The organism is uncultured Fibrobacter sp., assembly GCF_946062555.1.
Classification (GTDB): Bacteria; Fibrobacterota; Fibrobacteria; order Fibrobacterales; family Fibrobacteraceae; genus Fibrobacter.
In genome coordinates this window covers 1-18,145 of sequence record NZ_CAMGVQ010000065.1, presented here as the reverse complement: position 1 = coordinate 18,145, position 18,145 = coordinate 1, and the positions used below count along the sequence as shown (strand labels likewise).

Annotated in this window: 13 protein-coding genes and 1 pseudogene; 9 read left to right on the top strand and 5 right to left on the bottom strand. The window is 52.0% G+C overall.

Annotated elements, in window-relative coordinates:
• From Q0P86_RS14330 to Q0P86_RS14300, 7 genes and pseudogenes are all read left to right on the top strand, one after another.
• Window positions 1-1,308 (top strand): annotated as a pseudogene (locus tag Q0P86_RS14330) (restriction endonuclease); the annotation flags it as partial.
• A 177-nt stretch (window positions 1,309-1,485) separates the two neighbouring features.
• The gene (locus Q0P86_RS14325) at window positions 1,486-2,277 is read left to right on the top strand and encodes an amino acid ABC transporter substrate-binding protein (RefSeq protein ID WP_072978796.1); all 792 of its coding nucleotides are present in this window, start codon (window positions 1,486-1,488) and stop codon (window positions 2,275-2,277) included.
• Window positions 2,278-2,395: 118 nt separating this feature from the next.
• Window positions 2,396-3,055, top strand: a complete 660-nt coding sequence (locus Q0P86_RS14320; protein ID WP_295040382.1) for an amino acid ABC transporter permease — start codon at window positions 2,396-2,398, stop codon at window positions 3,053-3,055.
• 8 nt (window positions 3,056-3,063) lie between these two features.
• Window positions 3,064-3,858, top strand: coding sequence for an amino acid ABC transporter ATP-binding protein (locus Q0P86_RS14315; protein WP_295040381.1), 795 nt, complete (start codon window positions 3,064-3,066; stop codon window positions 3,856-3,858).
• A 404-nt stretch (window positions 3,859-4,262) separates the two neighbouring features.
• Window positions 4,263-5,711, top strand: coding sequence for an anthranilate synthase component I family protein (locus tag Q0P86_RS14310; RefSeq protein WP_295040380.1), 1,449 nt, complete (start codon window positions 4,263-4,265; stop codon window positions 5,709-5,711).
• Between the two features lie 62 nt (window positions 5,712-5,773).
• Window positions 5,774-7,369 (top strand): bifunctional anthranilate synthase component II/anthranilate phosphoribosyltransferase, encoded by a 1,596-nt coding sequence (locus tag Q0P86_RS14305; protein ID WP_295040378.1) that lies wholly within the window; start codon window positions 5,774-5,776, stop codon window positions 7,367-7,369.
• A gap of 87 nt (window positions 7,370-7,456) precedes the next feature.
• Complete coding sequence (locus Q0P86_RS14300) at window positions 7,457-9,052, top strand: bifunctional indole-3-glycerol phosphate synthase/phosphoribosylanthranilate isomerase (protein WP_295040376.1); 1,596 nt, start codon at window positions 7,457-7,459, stop codon at window positions 9,050-9,052.
• A 78-nt stretch (window positions 9,053-9,130) separates the two neighbouring features.
• On the opposite strand, the gene Q0P86_RS14295 is transcribed toward Q0P86_RS14300, so the two are convergent.
• Both Q0P86_RS14295 and Q0P86_RS14290 read right to left on the bottom strand, forming a co-directional pair.
• Window positions 9,131-10,561: a transglutaminase family protein gene (locus Q0P86_RS14295; protein ID WP_295040374.1), complete on the bottom strand. Its 1,431-nt coding sequence runs from the start codon at window positions 10,559-10,561 to the stop codon at window positions 9,131-9,133.
• Window positions 10,562-10,643: 82 nt separating this feature from the next.
• Window positions 10,644-11,936, bottom strand: coding sequence for a hypothetical protein (locus Q0P86_RS14290; protein ID WP_295040373.1), 1,293 nt, complete (start codon window positions 11,934-11,936; stop codon window positions 10,644-10,646).
• Window positions 11,937-12,803: 867 nt separating this feature from the next.
• On the opposite strand from Q0P86_RS14290, the gene trpB reads away from it, so the two are divergent.
• Both trpB and trpA read left to right on the top strand, forming a co-directional pair.
• Window positions 12,804-14,129: a tryptophan synthase subunit beta gene (gene trpB / locus Q0P86_RS14285; protein WP_294115349.1), complete on the top strand. Its 1,326-nt coding sequence runs from the start codon at window positions 12,804-12,806 to the stop codon at window positions 14,127-14,129.
• Between the two features lie 183 nt (window positions 14,130-14,312).
• Entirely contained in the window at window positions 14,313-15,056 is a 744-nt protein-coding gene (trpA, locus tag Q0P86_RS14280; RefSeq protein WP_295040371.1) for a tryptophan synthase subunit alpha, read from the top strand.
• A 570-nt stretch (window positions 15,057-15,626) separates the two neighbouring features.
• On the opposite strand, the gene Q0P86_RS14275 is transcribed toward trpA, so the two are convergent.
• From Q0P86_RS14275 to Q0P86_RS14265, 3 genes are all read right to left on the bottom strand, one after another.
• Entirely contained in the window at window positions 15,627-16,901 is a 1,275-nt protein-coding gene (locus Q0P86_RS14275) for an ammonium transporter (protein WP_294115346.1), read from the bottom strand.
• Window positions 16,902-16,986: 85 nt separating this feature from the next.
• Window positions 16,987-17,328 carry a P-II family nitrogen regulator gene (locus tag Q0P86_RS14270; RefSeq protein ID WP_072978785.1) on the bottom strand — a complete coding sequence of 114 codons (342 nt, stop codon included), beginning with the start codon at window positions 17,326-17,328 and terminating at the stop codon, window positions 16,987-16,989.
• Window positions 17,329-17,558: 230 nt separating this feature from the next.
• Window positions 17,559-17,900: a hypothetical protein gene (locus Q0P86_RS14265; protein WP_295040368.1), complete on the bottom strand. Its 342-nt coding sequence runs from the start codon at window positions 17,898-17,900 to the stop codon at window positions 17,559-17,561.
• Window positions 17,901-18,145: the final 245 nt, after the last annotated feature.

The window sequence follows — 18,145 nt, the reverse complement described above, 5'->3', positions numbered from 1 at the left end:
AACCGTGCTGGCTTCAGCGGCAAGGACTACAGAATTGCGGATACGCAGGTAATAAACAATGATTCGCTTAGTGCGGCTCCTGTCGCACCGCCACCAGTCGATTTGTTGTCGCCTGTTTCACAGGAAACGCAAGAGCCTTCGGGAAGTAGTTTTGGTGGAATCACGCCGCCTGCAACAAGCTGGAATCCTAGGGCAAGTATTTGTCCTGCAAGCCCTGCCGTGCAAGACATAGAACGCTTGGCAAGGCAAGAAAACGAAACGATGGAAAAGCAAATCCAGGAGAGTAAATCTTCTGGAGTCGCCCCGACACCTGCAGGATTGGAGGGTCTAGTGAAAAACGCCCACATCAAGGAAAACTTCATCGAAAGTGCAAGTGGAATTTGCCTGCCTAAATTCTTTATGAACATGGATGGCATTGAAAACGACTTGTTCGGTCTTCGCGAAATGGAATTTGAAAAGGATATGCTCTTGAAAAAATTCCCGCTTCGCACCTGCAATACATCTATCAACTTTGACAACGTAGATGCGGAAATATACAAGGTCGATTTGGACGAAAATACCAAGGACAATATTCCGACATTCTGCAAAGTAGGGAAGGATGTTCAAACAAGTCTCGCGCAATGGATTTTAAGTATCAAGGATGTCGAAAGTAAACGCAAAAAATGCGCCGAATTGCTAGTGGGGCTTGTCGGAAAAATGTACCCCATTCCCGACCAGGAAATCAAGATATACATTGAACGCGTCCTGGAATCGTTCAATGATACAGCATTCAACCACATGCTGAACAACTCCACTCCATACGCGGCAAAAATCAAGGCAGCCATACAGAATCATGCCGATGCTTATGTTCACAAAGAATTCCTTAGCAAAGTCGATACAGACAAAATCATTTTAAAGCCGACCTATACATTCAAAAAACAGAAACCCTACTCAGCAAAGGGCAAGAGCATCGCTAAAGGGCTGTACGAACCGGAAGAAAGTTTCAACAATTTTGAAGCGGAAGTCGTAAATGAACTCGCAAACCTGGATAACGTAGAATTCTGGACCCGCAACAAGGAACGGGCTGATTTCTGCATCAACGGGTTCATCAACCACTATCCTGATTTTATCATCAAGACGAAAAAAGGAAAAATCGTTCTGCTGGAAACCAAGGGCGACCACTTGGATGCCGCTAAGAAAATTGAACTTGGGAACCTTTGGGCGTCAAAAGCCGGGAACGACTATCGTTATTGCTTAGTGTACGAGGAACGCAACGTCGAAGGCGCCTACACCAAGGAAGAATTCTTGAGCCAGATGAGGAGTTGGTAATTCAAGAAATCCCTATATCGACCAGATCTGGGATGAAGCTGAACAGGATGCAGCCAACGTCATGGAACTCCTTGAATCATTCAGGCGTTAAATAAAAGGGCTGCTTGATTATCCGTATTCACTAGAATGCGGCCCTTTTTCTATATTTCTCTTGTAAATCAAAAAGAGGACTTCAAGATGAAAAAGCTTTTAGCGATGTTTGCGGCGGTTGCGTGTGCCGCGGTTCTTTCTGCCTGTAACGACCAGAAGGCGGAATCCAAAGCACAGGCCGATGAATCCCTGAACAAGGTGAAGGCGGCGGGCGAGTTCGTGCTCGGCCTCGACGATTCCTTCCCGCCGATGGGTTTCCGAGACAAGGACAACAACATCGTGGGTTTCGATATCGACCTCGCTACCGAAGTTTGTGCGCGCCTGGGCGTGAAGCTCAAGACGCAGCCGATTTCGTGGGACGCGAAGGAACAGGAACTGAACACCGGCAAGATTGACTGCATCTGGAACGGCATGAGCGTGGACAGCGCCCGCGCGAAGGCCATGAACCTGAGCGACCCGTACCTCAAGAACCGCATGATTTTTACAGTGAAGGACAAGGCGCTTGCAAATCTCGCGGCACTCGCCGGCAAGAAGATTGCCGTGCAGAACGGCTCTACCGCCCAGAAGCTCCTGGATGCCTCCGAAGCGGGTAAGGCCGCCAAGGAAATCGTCCCGTTTGACGACAACCAGACGGCACTCATGGATTTGGACAAGGGCGGCGTGGATGCCGTGTTCCTGGACGAAATCGTGGCCAAGTACTGGATTGTGACGAACGCGAAGGACTACACGGTGCTCGAGGAAGGCCTCTCCGACGAAGTCTATGCCGTGGGTTTCCGCAAAAAAGACCAGGCCCTGCGCGATGCCGTGAATTCCACCTTGGCCGCCATGAAGGCCGACGGCAAGTTCGACGAAATCTCTGCCAAGTGGTTCGGCAAATAGGTGTGAGGTCGCTCCCTGCGGGAGCTTTGTGGTATGAGGTCTACCCAAAGGGCATAACTCTACTAGGGCAACAAGTTGCCAAGTATCGTTTAGGCGCAGTGCGCCTCTGAGGTTATTCATGTCGGAACTATCAACGCTTTTCCCGATTCTCTGGGGCGGCTTCTGCACGACGCTCGCCATTTTCGGGCTTACGCTCCTGTTCTCTATTCCGCTGGGTCTGCTCATCGCGGTTCTGAAGATGAGCAAGTGGCGTGTGGTGCGCTACCCGGTGTCGTTCTACATCTCGGTGATGCGCGGCACTCCCTTGCTGCTCCAGATTGTGGCGATTTATTTCGGCTCGTACTACCTGAGCGAATATGCGGGCGTGGATTTTTCCTTTGACCGCTTCCCGGCGGTGATTGTGGCGTTTTCGATAAACTATGCGGCTTACTTTGCCGAAATTTTCCGCGGAGGCATTCAGTCCATACCCAAGGGGCAGTACGAGGCGGCCTACATGCTGGGCATGACCCGCACGCAGACGTTCTTCCGCATTATCCTCCCGCAGGTGGTCAAACGCGTGGTTCCCGCCAGCGCAAACGAAGTCATTACGCTGGTGAAGGACACTTCCCTTGCGCAGGTGATTGCGGTGACGGAACTTTTTGCGCTGGCCAAGAAACAGCAGGCCGCCTACGCGAGCATTTACCCGCTGTTTGTGGCGGGCGTATTCTACTATGTGGCGAACCTTTTGCTGAGCGTGCTTTTCGCCTACGTGGAACGCAAGCTCAATTACTATAAGTGAGGTGTGGAATGGAAAACGTGAATGAATCTGCGCCGATCCTCAAGGTAGAACACGTCAAGAAGTCCTTTGGCGACTTGCATGTGCTCAAGGATATCTCGTTTGACCTGAAGGCGGGCGAGGTGCTCTCGATTATCGGACCCAGCGGTTCCGGCAAGAGTACGCTGTTGCGCTGCCTTACCCAGCTCGAAACGGTTGACGGCGGCCTGGTGCAGGTCAACGGCAAGGACATGGTGGTACCTGGCGTTTCGGCGAAGGGGTCGGCAGTCAAGTATGCGCCGGCGAAAACGCTCCGCGATATTCGACTTTCTACGGGGCTCGTGTTCCAGAACTTCAACTTGTTCCCGCACCTGACTGTGCTGCAGAACCTTTGCCTCGCTCCGGTGCGTGTGCTGGGGGACGACCGCAAGGATGCCCGCGCTATGGGACGATTCCTGCTCAAGCGGATGGGCCTCGAAGGCAAGGAGAAGGCTTACCCCTGCGAACTCAGCGGCGGCCAGCAGCAGCGCGTGTCCATTGCCCGCGCGCTCGCGATGAACCCGAAGATACTTTTCTTTGACGAGCCGACGAGTGCCTTGGACCCGGAACTTACCGGCGAAGTGCTCAAGATTATCAAGAAACTGGCCGAAGACAAGATGACCATGGTCATCGTGACTCACGAGATGGCCTTTGCCCGCGATGTGGCCGACAAAGTCATCTTTATGGATGGCGGTGTCATCGTGGAACAGGGTACTCCCGACCACGTGTTCCGCGAATCGGGCAACGAGCGCCTGGCGCAGTTCCTGAGCAGGTTTTCAAAGGCTTGATCTGGATGGACTTAAAGGGGGCTCTTAAAAAATGAAAATTTTTTGAGTAACCCCTTGCCAAGGGAATTTTCGTTTGATATTTTTGGTGCCATGATGAATTTTGTGACATGTGCAACCCTGAACCGTCGTTGGTGGCGCGGACTCTGACATAGAGCCCGGTATTTGTCGCAAATCACCCAAGATTTTAAAGCAAAGGCTTCCGGACTCACGGAGGCCTTTCTCTTTTACCAAAATCATTGAAATCCTCCGGGACCAAAGCCTTTGCGGAACCCTAAACCAAGGAACGCAAAAGTTTAAACAGAATGGATATAGCCCTCGTTGCTCCAGAGAATTCAATTCCCTATGCCTCAAAGCGAGCTTGCGAGCGACCTCATACCCCAGACCTTTAAAACCAGAGGATCAAAATGACCAACAAGATCAAGCACATTACAGAACAACCGGGTTACGAGCCGCGTACCGACAGCATCTACGTGGCGCTCCCCGGTGAACGTTACACCCCGTTTTCGCTGGGCAAGAAGCTCGGTGCGAAGGCTATTTTCGAATCCGCAAGTTTCTCCCACGGTCGTAGCCGCTATTCGACCCTGATGGTGGACGAAGGCTTCCGTCTGCGCCAGAACGACAAGAACGTAAGCATCGTTGTCGATGGCAAGGAAAGCGTGTTTTTGAAGGAAGGCGAGGGCGATATTCTTGATGCCCTGACGCTGATTTCGGCTGAAAATACGGTGCCGCCTAACCAGATTCCTATTCCCTCTTCGGGCGTGGGCTACCTCGGCTACGAATTCTGCGCCCGTTGCGATACCATTCGCCTCGCCCCGCAGGTGGACGAACTCAACATCCCCGAGGCGGAATTCTTGGTGGGGCACATCTACATCGTGTTCGACCACTTTACCGAAAAGCTTCACCTGTTCGCCCTGAATTATGAAGAACACCAGATCGACTTGAAGGCTGCCATTGAAAAGGTGAAGGCCCGCCTTGCTGACCTCGACTTTAGCTACCTCGCCCCCGAACAGCAGTACGGCAAGGGCATTACGATGACCGACCTGGAACAGTCCCGCAAGGAATACGTGGAAAAGGTCGAAGCCCTGCAGAAGCACATCATCGCAGGCAACATCGTGCAGGCCGTACCGTCCCGCCGCATCCAGTTTGCAAGCGATATCGAAGCACTTGACATTTACCGCCGCCTCCGCACGGTAAACCCGTCTCCGTACATGTTCTTCCTCGATTACGGTACGCATCAGTTTATCGGTGCCTCGCCCGAAAGCCTCGTGCGTGTGCGTGAAGGCGTTGCGACCATTCACCCGATTGCAGGCACCCGCCGCCGCGGCAAGGACGATGCCGAAGATGAAGCCCTGATGAAGAACCTGAAGGGCGACCCGAAGGAACGCGCCGAACATCTGATGCTCGTGGACTTGGCTCGTAACGACCTGGGCCGCGTTTGCGAAGCGGGTACGGTGGAAACCACCAAGTACATGGAATGCGAAAAGTTCAGCCACGTGATTCACCTGGTCTCTGACGTGCAGGGTAAGGTCTCCAAGACCAAGAAGGCCATCGAAGTGCTGCGCTCCAGCTTCCCGGCAGGTACGGTGAGCGGCGCCCCGAAAATCAGCGCGATTGAAATTCTTTCTGGCCTCGAAAAGGTCAAGCGTCGCTTCTATGCGGGTGCCGTAGGCTATATGGAATCCGACGGCGACTTGGATTTCTGCATCGCCATCCGTTGCTGCCTCAAGCAGGGCAAGACCATTAGCCTGCAGGCCGGTGGCGGCATTGTCGCGGCCAGCAACGCCGATCGCGAATTCGAAGAAACGAACGAAAAGCTCGGAGCAATCAGAGCTGTACTGGAGGGGGAGAATTAGGTCGGACCTGCGGTCCTCTGAGGTTTGAGCGCTCTCCACACATTGAACAAAGGATTTTCACTATGATTATCATCATCGACAACTACGACTCTTTTACTTACAACGTCTATCAGGCGTTGGCAAAAATCACTAATGAAGAAATCCGCGTGCTCCGTAGCCGCGAATGCACCATCGCCGACATCGAAAAGCTCTCCCCGAGCCGCCTCATTGTGAGCCCGGGTCCGGGCCGCCCCGAAGATGCGGGTATCTCCGTGGAAGCCATCAAGCACTTTGCGGGCAAGCTCCCGATTCTCGGCGTGTGCCTCGGCCACCAGGCCATCGGTTATGCCTTTGGTGCAAAGATTGTGCAGGCCAAGTTTATCAAGCACGGCATCGCCGAAGAAATCGACCTCGACGGCAAGGGACTCTTCCGAACCATCGGCAAGAAGAACATCTTCACGCGTTACCACAGCCTGGTCATCGACGAATCAACGCTCCCGAGCGATTTTGAAGTGACCGCCCGCGCTACCGACGGCGACATCATGGGCATTCGCCACAAGACGCTCCCCATTGAAGGCGTGCAGTTCCATCCGGAATCTATTGCTAGCGGTCGCGCCGACGAATTCTTCAAGGCGTTCCTCAACTACCGTCGCGAACCTCTCGATGTGCGCGGCATTTTGAATACGCTTACCGAAGGCAAGGACTTGAGCCGCGAAACTGCCGAAATGTTCATGGAAGACTTGACCGACGGCATTATGGACGAACGCCAGATGGCCGCTATCCTGACCGCACTTTCCAGCAAGGGGCCTGTTGCCGACGAAATCGCCGGCTGCGCGAAGGTACTCAGCAGCAAGAAGCGCAAGTTCCCCTACAGCGGCGACGAACTCACCGACATTGTGGGTACCGGCGGCGACGGCAAGGGCAGCTTTAACGTAAGTTCGCTTTCCGGCCTGATTGCTGCAAGCTGTGGCGCAAAGATTGCAAAGCACGGTAACCGCGCCGTCTCTAGTAAGTCCGGCGCCGCCGACTTCTATACGGCTGCAGGCTTCAAGCTTGACATGACTCCGGACAAAGCTGCAAGCGTCATCGACAAGACGAACTTTGTGTTCCTGATGGCGCCTGTTTACCACAGCGCCATGCGTTTTGCCGGCCCGGTTCGCGGCGTTCTCGGCGTAAAGACCATCATGAACCTGCTCGGCCCCCTCACGAACCCGGCCGAAGCCAAGTACCTGATGCTCGGCGTCTATAGTACGACCGTACTGGAACCCTTCACCAAGGCGGCAAAGGCCCTCGGCGCGAAGCGTGTGATGGTCGCCATCAGTGACGACGGCTACGACGAAATTTCTCCCTGCGTGCCGACGACCATCGCCGAAATCCTGGAAGATGGCGAGTACAAGACTTACCGCATCGACCCCAAGGACTTCGGCATCCCCTCCGTGGATCCCGAAGACCTCGCCGGCGGTACGGGTGTCGACAACTTCAACCTCGCTCTCGACGTGCTGAACGGCAAGGGCCGCCCGGGCATCAAGTACGCCTGCGCCCTGAATGCCGGTGCCGCCCTCTACATCAGCAAGAAAGCTGCCAGCCTCAAGGAAGGCTTCGACAAGGCCATGAAGGCGATGGAAGATGGCTCGGTCCTGCAAAAGATTGAGGAAGTCAAGGTTGCAACGAATTCGTAAAGGAGATGCCCTGTCATCCTGGAGGCCGCAGGCCGATAGGATCCACCGGTCATGACAATCTACATGTCTGATATACTGCAAACAATCGTGGAGAAACGTCGCGCGGATATCGAGCGGCTGGGACTAAATTTCGGTATCGAAATTCCGGAAAAGCGTCGCGTAGGTCATACAGAATTCCTCGGGAACGCCGGTGCGATTCTCGAAGTCAAGCGGGCATCGCCATCCAAAGGCGACATCGCTCCGGATTTGGACCCGGTAGGGCTCGCGACGATATATGCCGAAGCCCATGCCCAGGCGGTTTCGGTGCTGACCGAAGGCAATTTCTTTAAAGGCTCGCTCCGCGACTTGATTGCGGTTGCAGACCTGATGGAAAAGCGCCGCCAGCAGGGGCTACACGCCTGCGCCGTGCTCCGCAAGGATTTCTTGCTCTACGAAGACGAAATCGATGTCGCGTTCCGTTGCGGCGCCGATGCTGTTCTTTTGATTGCCCGCATCTTGGATGACGAACAACTTGTACGCATGGCGAAGCGTGCGCAGTCTTTTGACATACAGGCTTTCGTGGAAGTTCGCGAAAAAGATGACTTCCGCAAGCTTTCGGTTGTCACGAGCGCACTCGGGGCAGACGCCGCGAAAACCATTGTCGCAGGCGTGAATTCCCGCGACCTCGCCACTTTCCGCACCGACCCGCTGATTCCCGCGTCGGTGCGTAGCAAGCTTCCTGCGAAGGCTGTGTTTGAGTCGGGTGTCCACACGCCGGCCGACGCCGACTATGCGCGTAGCCTTGGCTTTACGGGAATTCTCGTGGGGGAGGCGGTTGCGAAGAATCCTGCGCTTGCAAAGGATGTTGTTTCTGCTTTCGAAAGCGGTCGCGAAAATGCTCGTGGCTATTTTTGGAAAAAGTTTGCAGCCCTTTGGCAGGCTCAGCGTACCAATCAAGGACCATTTAAGGTCGGTGGGGTTCGGCAAGCTCACCAACCTTTTGCAGAACCGTTGCACCGTAACCGTCCCCTCGTAAAGATCTGCGGCATCACCCGTGTCGAAGACGGAATGCTTGCGGCTGAACTCGGGGCGGACATGCTCGGTTTTGTTTTCAGTACGACGAAGCGCTTGACCACTGAAGAATTCGTAAAGTCATTCTCGACCAAGCTTCGCGCGGGAGGGAATCCAGTCCCGCTCCTCGTGGGTGTCATTACCGACCCGGAATCCCCCGAAGGCAAGACCGCCATCAAGCTCGTCCGCGAAGGTGTGCTTGATGCGGTGCAGCTTCACGGAATCGAGCCGACAAAGTGCCTGGAGCTGGCGGATGATAAGGTCCCTGAGCTTGTCGAAGGGACAAATAAAATTGGAATTCCCTACTACTGCGCCGCCCGCATCGGTGAAGAATCGGATTTCGACAAGGTGGCCGCCCTGCGTGCAAAAGGCGAACCCCGCATTCTCTTGGATGCGAAAGTCGAAGGAATCCCAGGCGGCACGGGCAAGACCATTCCCGAAAACTTGCTTCGCGAAAAAGCGGGGGATATCCCTCTTTGGCTCGCTGGTGGCATCACCCCGACGAATGTCGCTGAACTCGTTGGAAAGTTTTCGCCCGAACTTATCGATGTGTTGAGCGGTGTCGAGGATGCTCCTGGAATAAAAAATAGTGAAAAGCTGAAAGCACTATTCGCTGCGTTGACTTCTCTTTAGTTGCGAACTTAAAAAAAAAGAAACCGTCGATTTGATTGAATCGGCGGTTTTTGTTTTTGAAAAAATCTAGAAAATTTACTACGGAATATCGTTAGGCATGATGCCGTACTTGCGGACGGCTTCGATGTCGATGAGTTCTGCTTCGCCGGATTCAAAGTTTCCGGCTTCTTTCTGTGCGTTGAATTTGTCTATGCCGGACTTGTTTGCGTAAGAGAACGTAGATTCGCCGCCAATCAATGTGGTTTCGACAAAATCCAATGTATTGCTGTTTTTGTCGGTGCGCCACCCAACAAAGGCGTGTTCAGGAATGTTGACGATGAAGACCTGCATTCCTAATGCTTCCAAGATGGACGCGAACAGGGCGGCTGTCTCGATGCACAGACCGTCGCGGCTGCGGAGAACTTCGATGGGATAGTTTATTTTTTGTCCGGTACTTCCTGCACCGTTGTTCTGGAGATAGGTGATTTTTCTTGCTTGCAGAACTTCGTAGACAGCCTTGACGACGCGTTTGGAACTTTCGGCGATAGTTTCGTCGTCGCTGTATTTCTGGTAAATCTTTACGGATCCTTCGGGGAGTTTCTTCTTCAGGTCATTCAGAATATTCGGGATGGAATCCATGTTGGGAGTGACCCAAACTCCATACCACCAGTTCTTATTTTGAACGCCTTTCAGTTCCCATCCGTTGATTTGTACGGGGTGAAGCGTGGTCGGCTCGGATGCGGAGTAGAACAGAATTTCGTGGTCGTTCTCCAGGGCGTAGGCCTGAATTTGGATATTGGCTTGTTGGGGGGCGGTCAGTGTGACGGCCTTGCTCATGTCAAATGTCAGTGCGGGGGCGAAAATGTTCGCGGTATCGGGATTTACGAATCCGGTGACGCTTCCCGTATCGGTCCAGTCGGTGATCCAGGCCTTGACCATGATCTTTTTCCAGTTGCAAGGAACGGATTTGTCTGACCTTGCGGCGCACTGGTTTCTGACTTTTATGGAGATGGGGACGGGATGTGGTTCGCCCTTGTCTCCGACGAATCCATTATACATCAGGGGATATTGGTTGGCGAAAGCTAAATAGATGTCGTCCTTGGATGTCCAGGAGAATGCGTCAAGCTGCCTGGTGACGGTTTGCGAATAGATGTCCGCATAGACCTGCTCGTAGAGTTCCTGATAAAGGGAGTCGTAATTAGCCTGATTGAGGCTGTCTAGCAGGGATTGCCGTGTTGAATCCATCCAGGCGGTGCCGTAGGCGTTGTCGAAAAGAATCTTGTATACGGTGTCTACGTAAGGTTCTGCGTAGAGGGTGTCCCATAGTGTTCCGGTTGCGTCTTCGCGGATGGAGGTGAGGGTGTCGCGGAGGTTGTCCGAAATCTCGTTGCGGATAGCCGTTGCCAGGGAGTCAATGTTCACCGGATCTGCGTCGCGACCTTCGGCTCCATTTTCACCAGAGCAAGCGGTTAGTGAAATTCCGAGGAGGAAAAGACCTCCCATGACAAAATTGGATGCGTGTTTGATCATATAAACTCTCTAGGATTACATGTGTAAATATGAATTCAGAAGGCTTCTTGTTAATTAAGAAGCCCTTGAAATAAGGTTTGTTTTAGTATCGGATCTTTTCCCATTTGAATACGGGGTAGTCGTCATTTACTTCGTCATCATCGGTAGTCCAGATGTTGCTGAAGGAAAGTCCGTTCAGGGTGCTTACAAAATCTTCGCTTGACAAGAAATATTCCGTTTTTTCAGCAGCGCCGTTGGCAACGATTTCGCGGTCATCTTGGTCGATGTAGAAACAGTCCTTAGAGCTGTTTGCCGTTGTAGAAATGCCTGCCGTAGTACCCTTGTTCGGTGCAATGAGGAATCCCACATTGTAAGAGACGATAACTGATGTGGACACATTTGCATTGTAGCCGGCGATACCCGAGGCGCGGTCTTCCGAAGAAACGACCATACCTGAATTATAGGAATAGTAGAGCCATCCGTTATTTTTGTAGCCGACAATGCCGCCGACATACTTGGTGCCCTTCACATAGGACTTTCTATTGAATACTTGTTGGACTTCCGAGTAGTTCATTCTGCCGACAATGCCACCGACCTGTTCGCCACCGACAATGTAAGAGTTTTCGATTCCAAGGAACATGACATGTCCGCTGTCGCTGGTGCTCGTGCCGCCGAGGGTGCCGATGAAGCCTGCGCGTTCGAAGGCGGGCTTGTTGACGTAAATGCCCGAAACCATGTAGCCATTACCGTCGAAAGTTCCTTTATACATGATTTTGTTCGTGCCGCCGCCAATGGGAGTCCATTCGTTAAGCTTGCTTTGCGAAATTAGGAGGTTTCCTTTTTCGTCGACCATGTTGTCGGGGTTGAGGCGGATGTGCTTCATCAACTTTGCGTTGATCTTTTCTTCACCCTTGTTGGTCACCTGGTCGGCGAAGTAGGCGAGTTCTTCGGCAGTGTAGATGAGCATGTAGGTCTTGCCGTCGATATATTCGGTCGAAGGCTTAACCATTTTGCCGTTCCATACATCAGAAACGTTTGTGAATGTGTTGACACTGCTAGAAGATTTGGTAGAGCTGCTGGAGCTTTTAACTTTTTCTCCGATCCAGGTGTAGTCATAGTTTGTGTAGCTGTAGGTACAAGTGTAGTAGTCGTTTTCGCTTGAAACGTAGATTTGTTCACCGTCGTTCTCATAGGAGCAGCTCCCTAGCTCAAAGGTTGTTTTCACGCTTGTTTTTTTAGCGCTTGAACTGCTTGCTTTGCTAGAACTGCTTATTGCGCTGAATTCAGGAATATTGGGTGAAAATGTGCTGCTTTCGTCGCTACTGCAGGCGGCGAGGAAAGGGAGAACTCCCAGAGTGAGGAGGCTTGCAATGCCCAAGATTTGGTTCGATTTCATGTAATCTCCGTTTTTTGAAAAATTCTACTGCGGAGTTCGTCTTGTTCAAGGATGCAATCCAAACAAAAAAAGTGTGGAATCGCAGGTGCCCTAAACAGCTGAGGTAACGACCAAGTAAACCTTATCGTCTAATAGGCACAAACGACCCACACCACGGGGTGTGAGTAATCGGCCTTATTCCTAGACGATGAAATTTTGGTCGTTTTCCAGCTGTCCGAATAAGAGCGAACTCTAAACTATGTCAATGTAAATATAATAAAACGAGCGTCTATTTCCAAATTTTTTGAGAACTCGAAATCGATGATATGATTAGAATCACGGGGGCTTGTGCCTGGTATTCGCTCCAAATGGTCGATTTTGGATTGTTTTGAGTAAATTGCAGAAGATTTTTTTACAAAAAATGATCGTTAACCTATTGACAGTCAATGAGTTATTATGTATATTAGGAACATAAAGATGAAATGAGGCAATCCGCTTCGGCTCTCTACAGCGAAGTTCTCACGAATCGGGATTTAGGAATTGCCCTTTTCATCAAGTGTTTAGTGAAAGGCTCTCTGGAAAATGAGTGTCTTTCTTTTTTTTTGTTCATTTGTTAGTATTGTTACATTTTGTGAAAAGGATGAAAAATCTTTATTTTTATCGCTGAATCCCTTGTCATATTAAAGTGATATTCCTAAATTAGTACATATGAAGATGATTTCAGCAATTCGTTTCAACCGTTGGTGGTGGGGCTCTACTAAATAGAGTCCGTTTTGCTGTTTTCATCAAGTGTTTGCAACCAAGAATTGAAAAAGGCTTTCGGACTCCCGAAGGCCTTTAATTTTTCCCCCTCAACTACGAATTTTAACCCCAACCCCTCCGCTCAAAATGACTCACGCAACTATAACCCCCACACCTCAAAGCGCCGTAGGCGCGACCTCACACCTCATAACCTCTGACAACGGTTTCTTTGACAAGTTCGGCGGCAAGTATGTTGCCGAAATCATCCGCCGCCCGCTGGACGACCTGGAAGCGGCATTCAACAAGTACATTCACGATCCGGAATTTCTGGAAGAGCTTCGCATTATTCAGCGTGATTACATTGGCCGCGAAACGCCGCTGTATTACGCTCCGACAGCAACGGAACTGTTGGGTGGCGCACAGATTTACATCAAGCTTGAAGGCCTTGCCAACACCGGTGCCCACAAAATCAACAACGCCATCGGTCAGTGCCTTTTGGCGAAGAAGATGGGCAAGACCCGTATCATTGCCGAAACGGGTGCCGGTCAGCACGGCCTTGCAACGGCTGCCGCTTGCGCGAAGCTTGGCCTCGAATGTGTGGTGTACATGGGCGAGGTGGACGTTCGCCGTCAGCAGCCGAACGTGGCGACCATGGAAATGTACGGTGCCAAGGTCGTGCCGGTCACGAGTGGTGCCCGCACTCTTAAGGATGCCGTGAACGAAGCCATGCGCGACTGGGCTACGAATTTCAAGAACACCCACTATGTACTGGGTTCCGCTCTCGGTCCGGCTCCGTTCCCGGATATCGTTCGCACCTTCCAGTCGATTATCGGTGAAGAAGTCAAGCGCCAGGCCGCAGAACGCAACATCGACATTGCGGCCGTTGTCGCTTGCGTGGGTGGCGGTAGCAACTCTATCGGCGTGTTCACTCCGTTCATTAACGATGCGAATGTGCGCCTAATCGGTGCCGAAGCCGGTGGTGTTGGCCCGAACAAGGGTGAAAATGCAGCCCGCATGACGGGTAACGCCAGTCGCGAAGGCATTCTGCAGGGTTACAAGAGCCGCTTCCTCATTGACGAAGACGGTCAGTCGCTGCCGACCCGTTCCATCTCGGCGGGGCTTGACTACATGGGAATCGGCCCGCAGCTTGCCGCCCTCGGTGAATCCGGCCGCGTAGAATTCACGGCGATTCTCGACAAGGAAGCCCTGGAAGCGGTGAAGTTCTTTGCCCGCAACGAAGGCATTCTCTTTGCACTTGAAAGTGCTCACGCTGGCGCCGCCGCTATGAAAATCGCGAAGGAACTTCCGAAGGACAAGGCGCTCGTCATCAACATGAGTGGCCGCGGCGACAAGGACATCTTTATCACGAGCCCGGTGTTCCGCCCCGAAAAGTGGAAGGAATTCCTGAAGGCCGAACTCAAGCGCCTCGACAACAAGGTTGACATCCACGATGCGGAGATAATGAACAAATAGGTAATGAGGTCGTGCTTCGCACTCTGGGGTCGCTCCGCTTTGAGCATGTTTCGCTTTGAGGCAAAGTTACGATTGCAAAAGCTCAAACCTCATACCTCACACCTCAAAGGGCCGAAGGCTCGACCCCATAGCTACTAAAACCTTTCAACAGCGGCAAAGCCGCGAGAATTAATTATGAACTTAATGTCTCATCTCATTGCCGGGTTTCCGGACGCAGAAACTTCTATCGCCATCGCCGACGCTCTTGTGAAGGGTGGCGCAAACATCCTTGAAATCCAGCTTGCCTTCAGCGATCCGAGCGCCGACGGTCCCGCCATCCAGACGGCATCGACCATTGCTCTTGACAAGGGTTATTCGACCAAGCAGGGCCTCGAAATCGTGAAGCAGATTCACGACCGTCACCCCGCAACGCCCATCTACATTATGACTTACGGCTCCCTCGCCTTTACGCCGGGTGTCGAAAACTTCGTCAAGATGTGCAAGGATGCGGGTGTTTCCGCTTGCATCATTCCGGACCTGCCGTTCGACGGCGACGAAGGCCTCACCGAAGCTTGCAAGAAGCACGGCCTGGAAAACATCCCGGTCGCGGCACCTTCCATGACCAAGGAACGCCTCGAAACGATGTCCTCCAAGGGCTTCAAGTACATCTATGCCGCTCTCCGCGCAGGTACCACTGGTAGCGAAACCACGATTGACCAGGCGACGCTCGACTTTATCGATACCGTAGGTAAGGGTGGCGCCAAGGTGCTCGGCGGCTTCGGTATCCGCAATGGAGAGCAGTCCAAGGTGCTCGGCAAGCATGTGTATGCCGTGGTCGCTGGCTCCGTGTTCGTGAACATCGTACTCTCTAACGAAGACTCTGCCGAAGGCCGCAAAAAAGCCATCGCCGAAATCGAAGCGAAGGCCAAGGAAATTGCAGGAAAGTAAACTGTTGTTTTTCCCGTCAAAGAAAACCGGTGGGGGTGTCCCCATCGGTTTCTTTGTTTAATATCGACAATCAGTTTGCACTCGGATGGGTAAAATACTGGCTTTACATACAAACCTCTGTTTTGATGTGGTTTAGTATGTAATTTATGATGTTGTTCAGTTGCCATTACATACTATTTTCTTTTTGAAGATGCTTAGTATGTAATTATGATGTGTCAAAGAGTGTTTTTAGGGCTCATTTGAGGAAAAAAGTCGTTTTAAGACCGTTTTTATCTTGTTTTTAAGGCTGTTTTTTTTGTTTTTTACATACTAAAATGTTTTTTAGAGTGTTTAGTATGTAAGCCTGTTTGGCATTTTTTGAAAATTACATACTAAGTTCTCTCTTGTGATCATTTAGTATGTAATGAAATTGGTTTTTGTTCCAAAGCGGTCGTTCGGAGAGCGGCAGAGTTGTCTGTAGGGCGTCGCCTTTGAATGTTTTTTTATAGATACACAAGAAGGGATGTCTTGCGACCTCCCTTCTTGTGTATCTGTTGAGTGACTGTATGAAGTTTCTTGCTTGCGCCCAAATTACATGTTGCTGAAGATTTGGAATCCGCTGTAGGATTCTTGTCCGTGTTCGCTTTGGTCGAGGCCGCGGAGTTCTTGACGCTCGGTAACGCGCAGTCCCATGGTCTTCTTGATAGCGTAGAAGATGAGGCTAGCAGCACCGAAGCAGGGAACCGCGTAAGCGATCACGCCGATGGCCTGAGTGCCGAGGGTGTAGTCGCCAGTGATATCAAAGATACCGACAGCGAGCGTACCCCACACACCGTTCACCAGGTGAACCGAGAGAGCACCGACCGGGTCATCCAAGTGCAAGCGGTCGAACATGAAGACTGCTCCGACCACGAGCACACCGGCGATGGCGCCGATAATCCAGGAAGAAAGCGGGGTTACCACGTCTGCACCGGCAGTGATGGCGACGAGGCCTGCAAGGCAGCCGTTGAGGGCCATGGTGGCGTCCGGCTTCTTCGACACAATCCAGCTGGTGAGCGTTGCGGTAATGATACCTGCGACAGCGGCGAGGTTCGTAGTCACGAGAATCCAGCTAGTTGCCTTCGGGTCGCCAGAGAGTGCAGAACCGGCGTTGAATCCCCACCAACCGAACCACAGCATGAACACGCCGATAGTAGCGAGCGGAATGTTGTGGGCCGGAATGGCGTGCACCTTGCCGCCGACATACTTACCGATACGCGGTCCAAGGATCATGACACCGGCGAGAGCGGCCCAGCCGCCCACGGAGTGAACGAGGGTAGAACCGGCGAGGTCATGGAAACCGGCCTTACCAATGGTGGAAAGCCAGCCGCCGCCCCATGTCCAGCTACCCACGATGGGGTAGACGAGAGCCACGTAGACAACGGTGAAGACGAGGAAGGAGTTCAGCTTCACACGTTCGGCGACGGCACCAGAAACGATGGTGGCCGCGGTTGCAGCGAACATCGCCTGGAACAGCCAGTCGGTGAAGAGGGTGAAGTGGCCGTTGTAGGCGGCGGTGAACTTGGAGGGGTCTGCCCAGTCACCGATACCGAATCCGGCAAATCCAAGTACACCGGAAATCGCGTTGAACGTTCCGGGGTACATGAGGGCAAAGCCGATGGCGGCGTACATCGTGATACCTATGGCGGGAACCGCGATGTTTTTGAATGCGACGTTGGCCGCGCACTTCGCGCGAACAAGACCCGCTTCGACACAGGCAAAGCCCAGGCCCATGATAAACACCAACATGGCGCTAATCATGATCCAAATGTTTTCTGTCATAAAGATGGCGTCGCTGACAGGTACGACAGTTGCTGCTTCGTTCATTGTTTAAATCCTTTTAGTAGTGGTTAGTATGCAGTGGTTAGTAAACAGGAAGCTTCCTAATCACTAACCACTAATCACTGTTTACTTAGCCGATTGCCTCCGGGCCAGTTTCGCCGGTGCGAATGCGGATGCACTGTTCAAGTTCAGTGACGAAAATCTTGCCGTCGCCGATGGCGCCTGTGCGTGCGCCCTTGATGATGGCGTCGATGCAGGGCTGTACGAATTCGTCGTTCACAGCAATCTTCAAGCAGATCTTTTTGAGCAAATTAACCTCAGTTACCACACCGCGGAAACGTTGGTTGTAACCGCGCTGCTGGCCGCAGCCAAGAACGTTAGTGACAGACATCTTGTAGATCTTGTTTTCGTAAAGTTCTTGCTTTACGATGTTCAATCGTTCGGGTTGGATGTAAGCTGTGATTAGCTTCATGTTCCTATCCTTTGTTAGGGTTGTTTTCTTGTTTTGCCCAACTTATTGCAAAAGCCGTGCCAAAATGGTCTGAAAGCCCCAAATTCGTGAAAATGGGGCGAAAACAACAATTTGGAACAAGAAAATGGTAAACTGGTAAGAAAAATTGTAGCTTGTTAAGCCGCGATTACAAAATTTGCTTTTACAAAATTGGGAGAGAAATCAGAAAATGTAAAACCTGGTATTGCCTTCTATTCTACGTACTTCTTGATCAGTCGCAACATCAGGTCGGCGATCTTTTCTACCTCGTGATCGCCTACGGAGGCTTCGGTATGGGGGTAACCGATGCCGCTGTCGTCGGTGAGGAATACGTAGGTGCCGCCCGTGACGATGTCGAAGAATCGCAACAGAGATTCGGTATCTTTGTCGATGCCGCTTGCGGCTACGGGAATAAGCTTGATGCCGTTCTTGGCGTAGAACGTGATGGAACTCTTGAGGCTTTCGATGATGCTGTCCTGATGGTGTGGGGGAGCGTCAAGAATCAAGAATGCAATTCGTGAACGAGCCGATTCGTTCCAGGAGAAGTTCTGCAATGTCGCTTCGAGCGCGGAGTGCACTGCTTCGGGATAGTCGCCGCCGCCGTTGGCTTCCTGTTCCTTGATGAATGCCTGCGTGTTGGCAACGTTGGTGGAACAGGCTTCTTTGGAGACACCGCTCTATTGACAATCGTTTTTGAATATTTTAATCACCCTGCAAATGAGGGACTGCACACAACATCTTCAGAGGATGAACAAATTTATTGGTAGTGTAACATGATGCTCTATGACAAAACAGGAGG

Excerpts from the sequence above, each read along its gene's own strand:
- Q0P86_RS14325 (WP_072978796.1), top strand. The coding sequence starts at position 1,486 with ATGAAAAAGCTTTTAGCGATGTTTGCGGCGGTTGCGTGTGCCGCGGTT.
- Q0P86_RS14320 (WP_295040382.1), top strand. The coding sequence starts at position 2,396 with ATGTCGGAACTATCAACGCTTTTCCCGATTCTCTGGGGCGGCTTCTGC.
- Q0P86_RS14315 (WP_295040381.1), top strand. The coding sequence starts at position 3,064 with ATGGAAAACGTGAATGAATCTGCGCCGATCCTCAAGGTAGAACACGTC.
- Q0P86_RS14310 (WP_295040380.1), top strand. The coding sequence starts at position 4,263 with ATGACCAACAAGATCAAGCACATTACAGAACAACCGGGTTACGAGCCG.
- Q0P86_RS14305 (WP_295040378.1), top strand. The coding sequence starts at position 5,774 with ATGATTATCATCATCGACAACTACGACTCTTTTACTTACAACGTCTAT.
- Q0P86_RS14295 (WP_295040374.1), bottom strand. The coding sequence starts at position 10,561 with ATGATCAAACACGCATCCAATTTTGTCATGGGAGGTCTTTTCCTCCTC.
- Q0P86_RS14290 (WP_295040373.1), bottom strand. The coding sequence starts at position 11,936 with ATGAAATCGAACCAAATCTTGGGCATTGCAAGCCTCCTCACTCTGGGA.
- trpB (WP_294115349.1), top strand. The coding sequence starts at position 12,804 with ATGACTCACGCAACTATAACCCCCACACCTCAAAGCGCCGTAGGCGCG.
- trpA (WP_295040371.1), top strand. The coding sequence starts at position 14,313 with ATGTCTCATCTCATTGCCGGGTTTCCGGACGCAGAAACTTCTATCGCC.
- Q0P86_RS14275 (WP_294115346.1), bottom strand. The coding sequence starts at position 16,901 with ATGAACGAAGCAGCAACTGTCGTACCTGTCAGCGACGCCATCTTTATG.
- Q0P86_RS14270 (WP_072978785.1), bottom strand. The coding sequence starts at position 17,328 with ATGAAGCTAATCACAGCTTACATCCAACCCGAACGATTGAACATCGTA.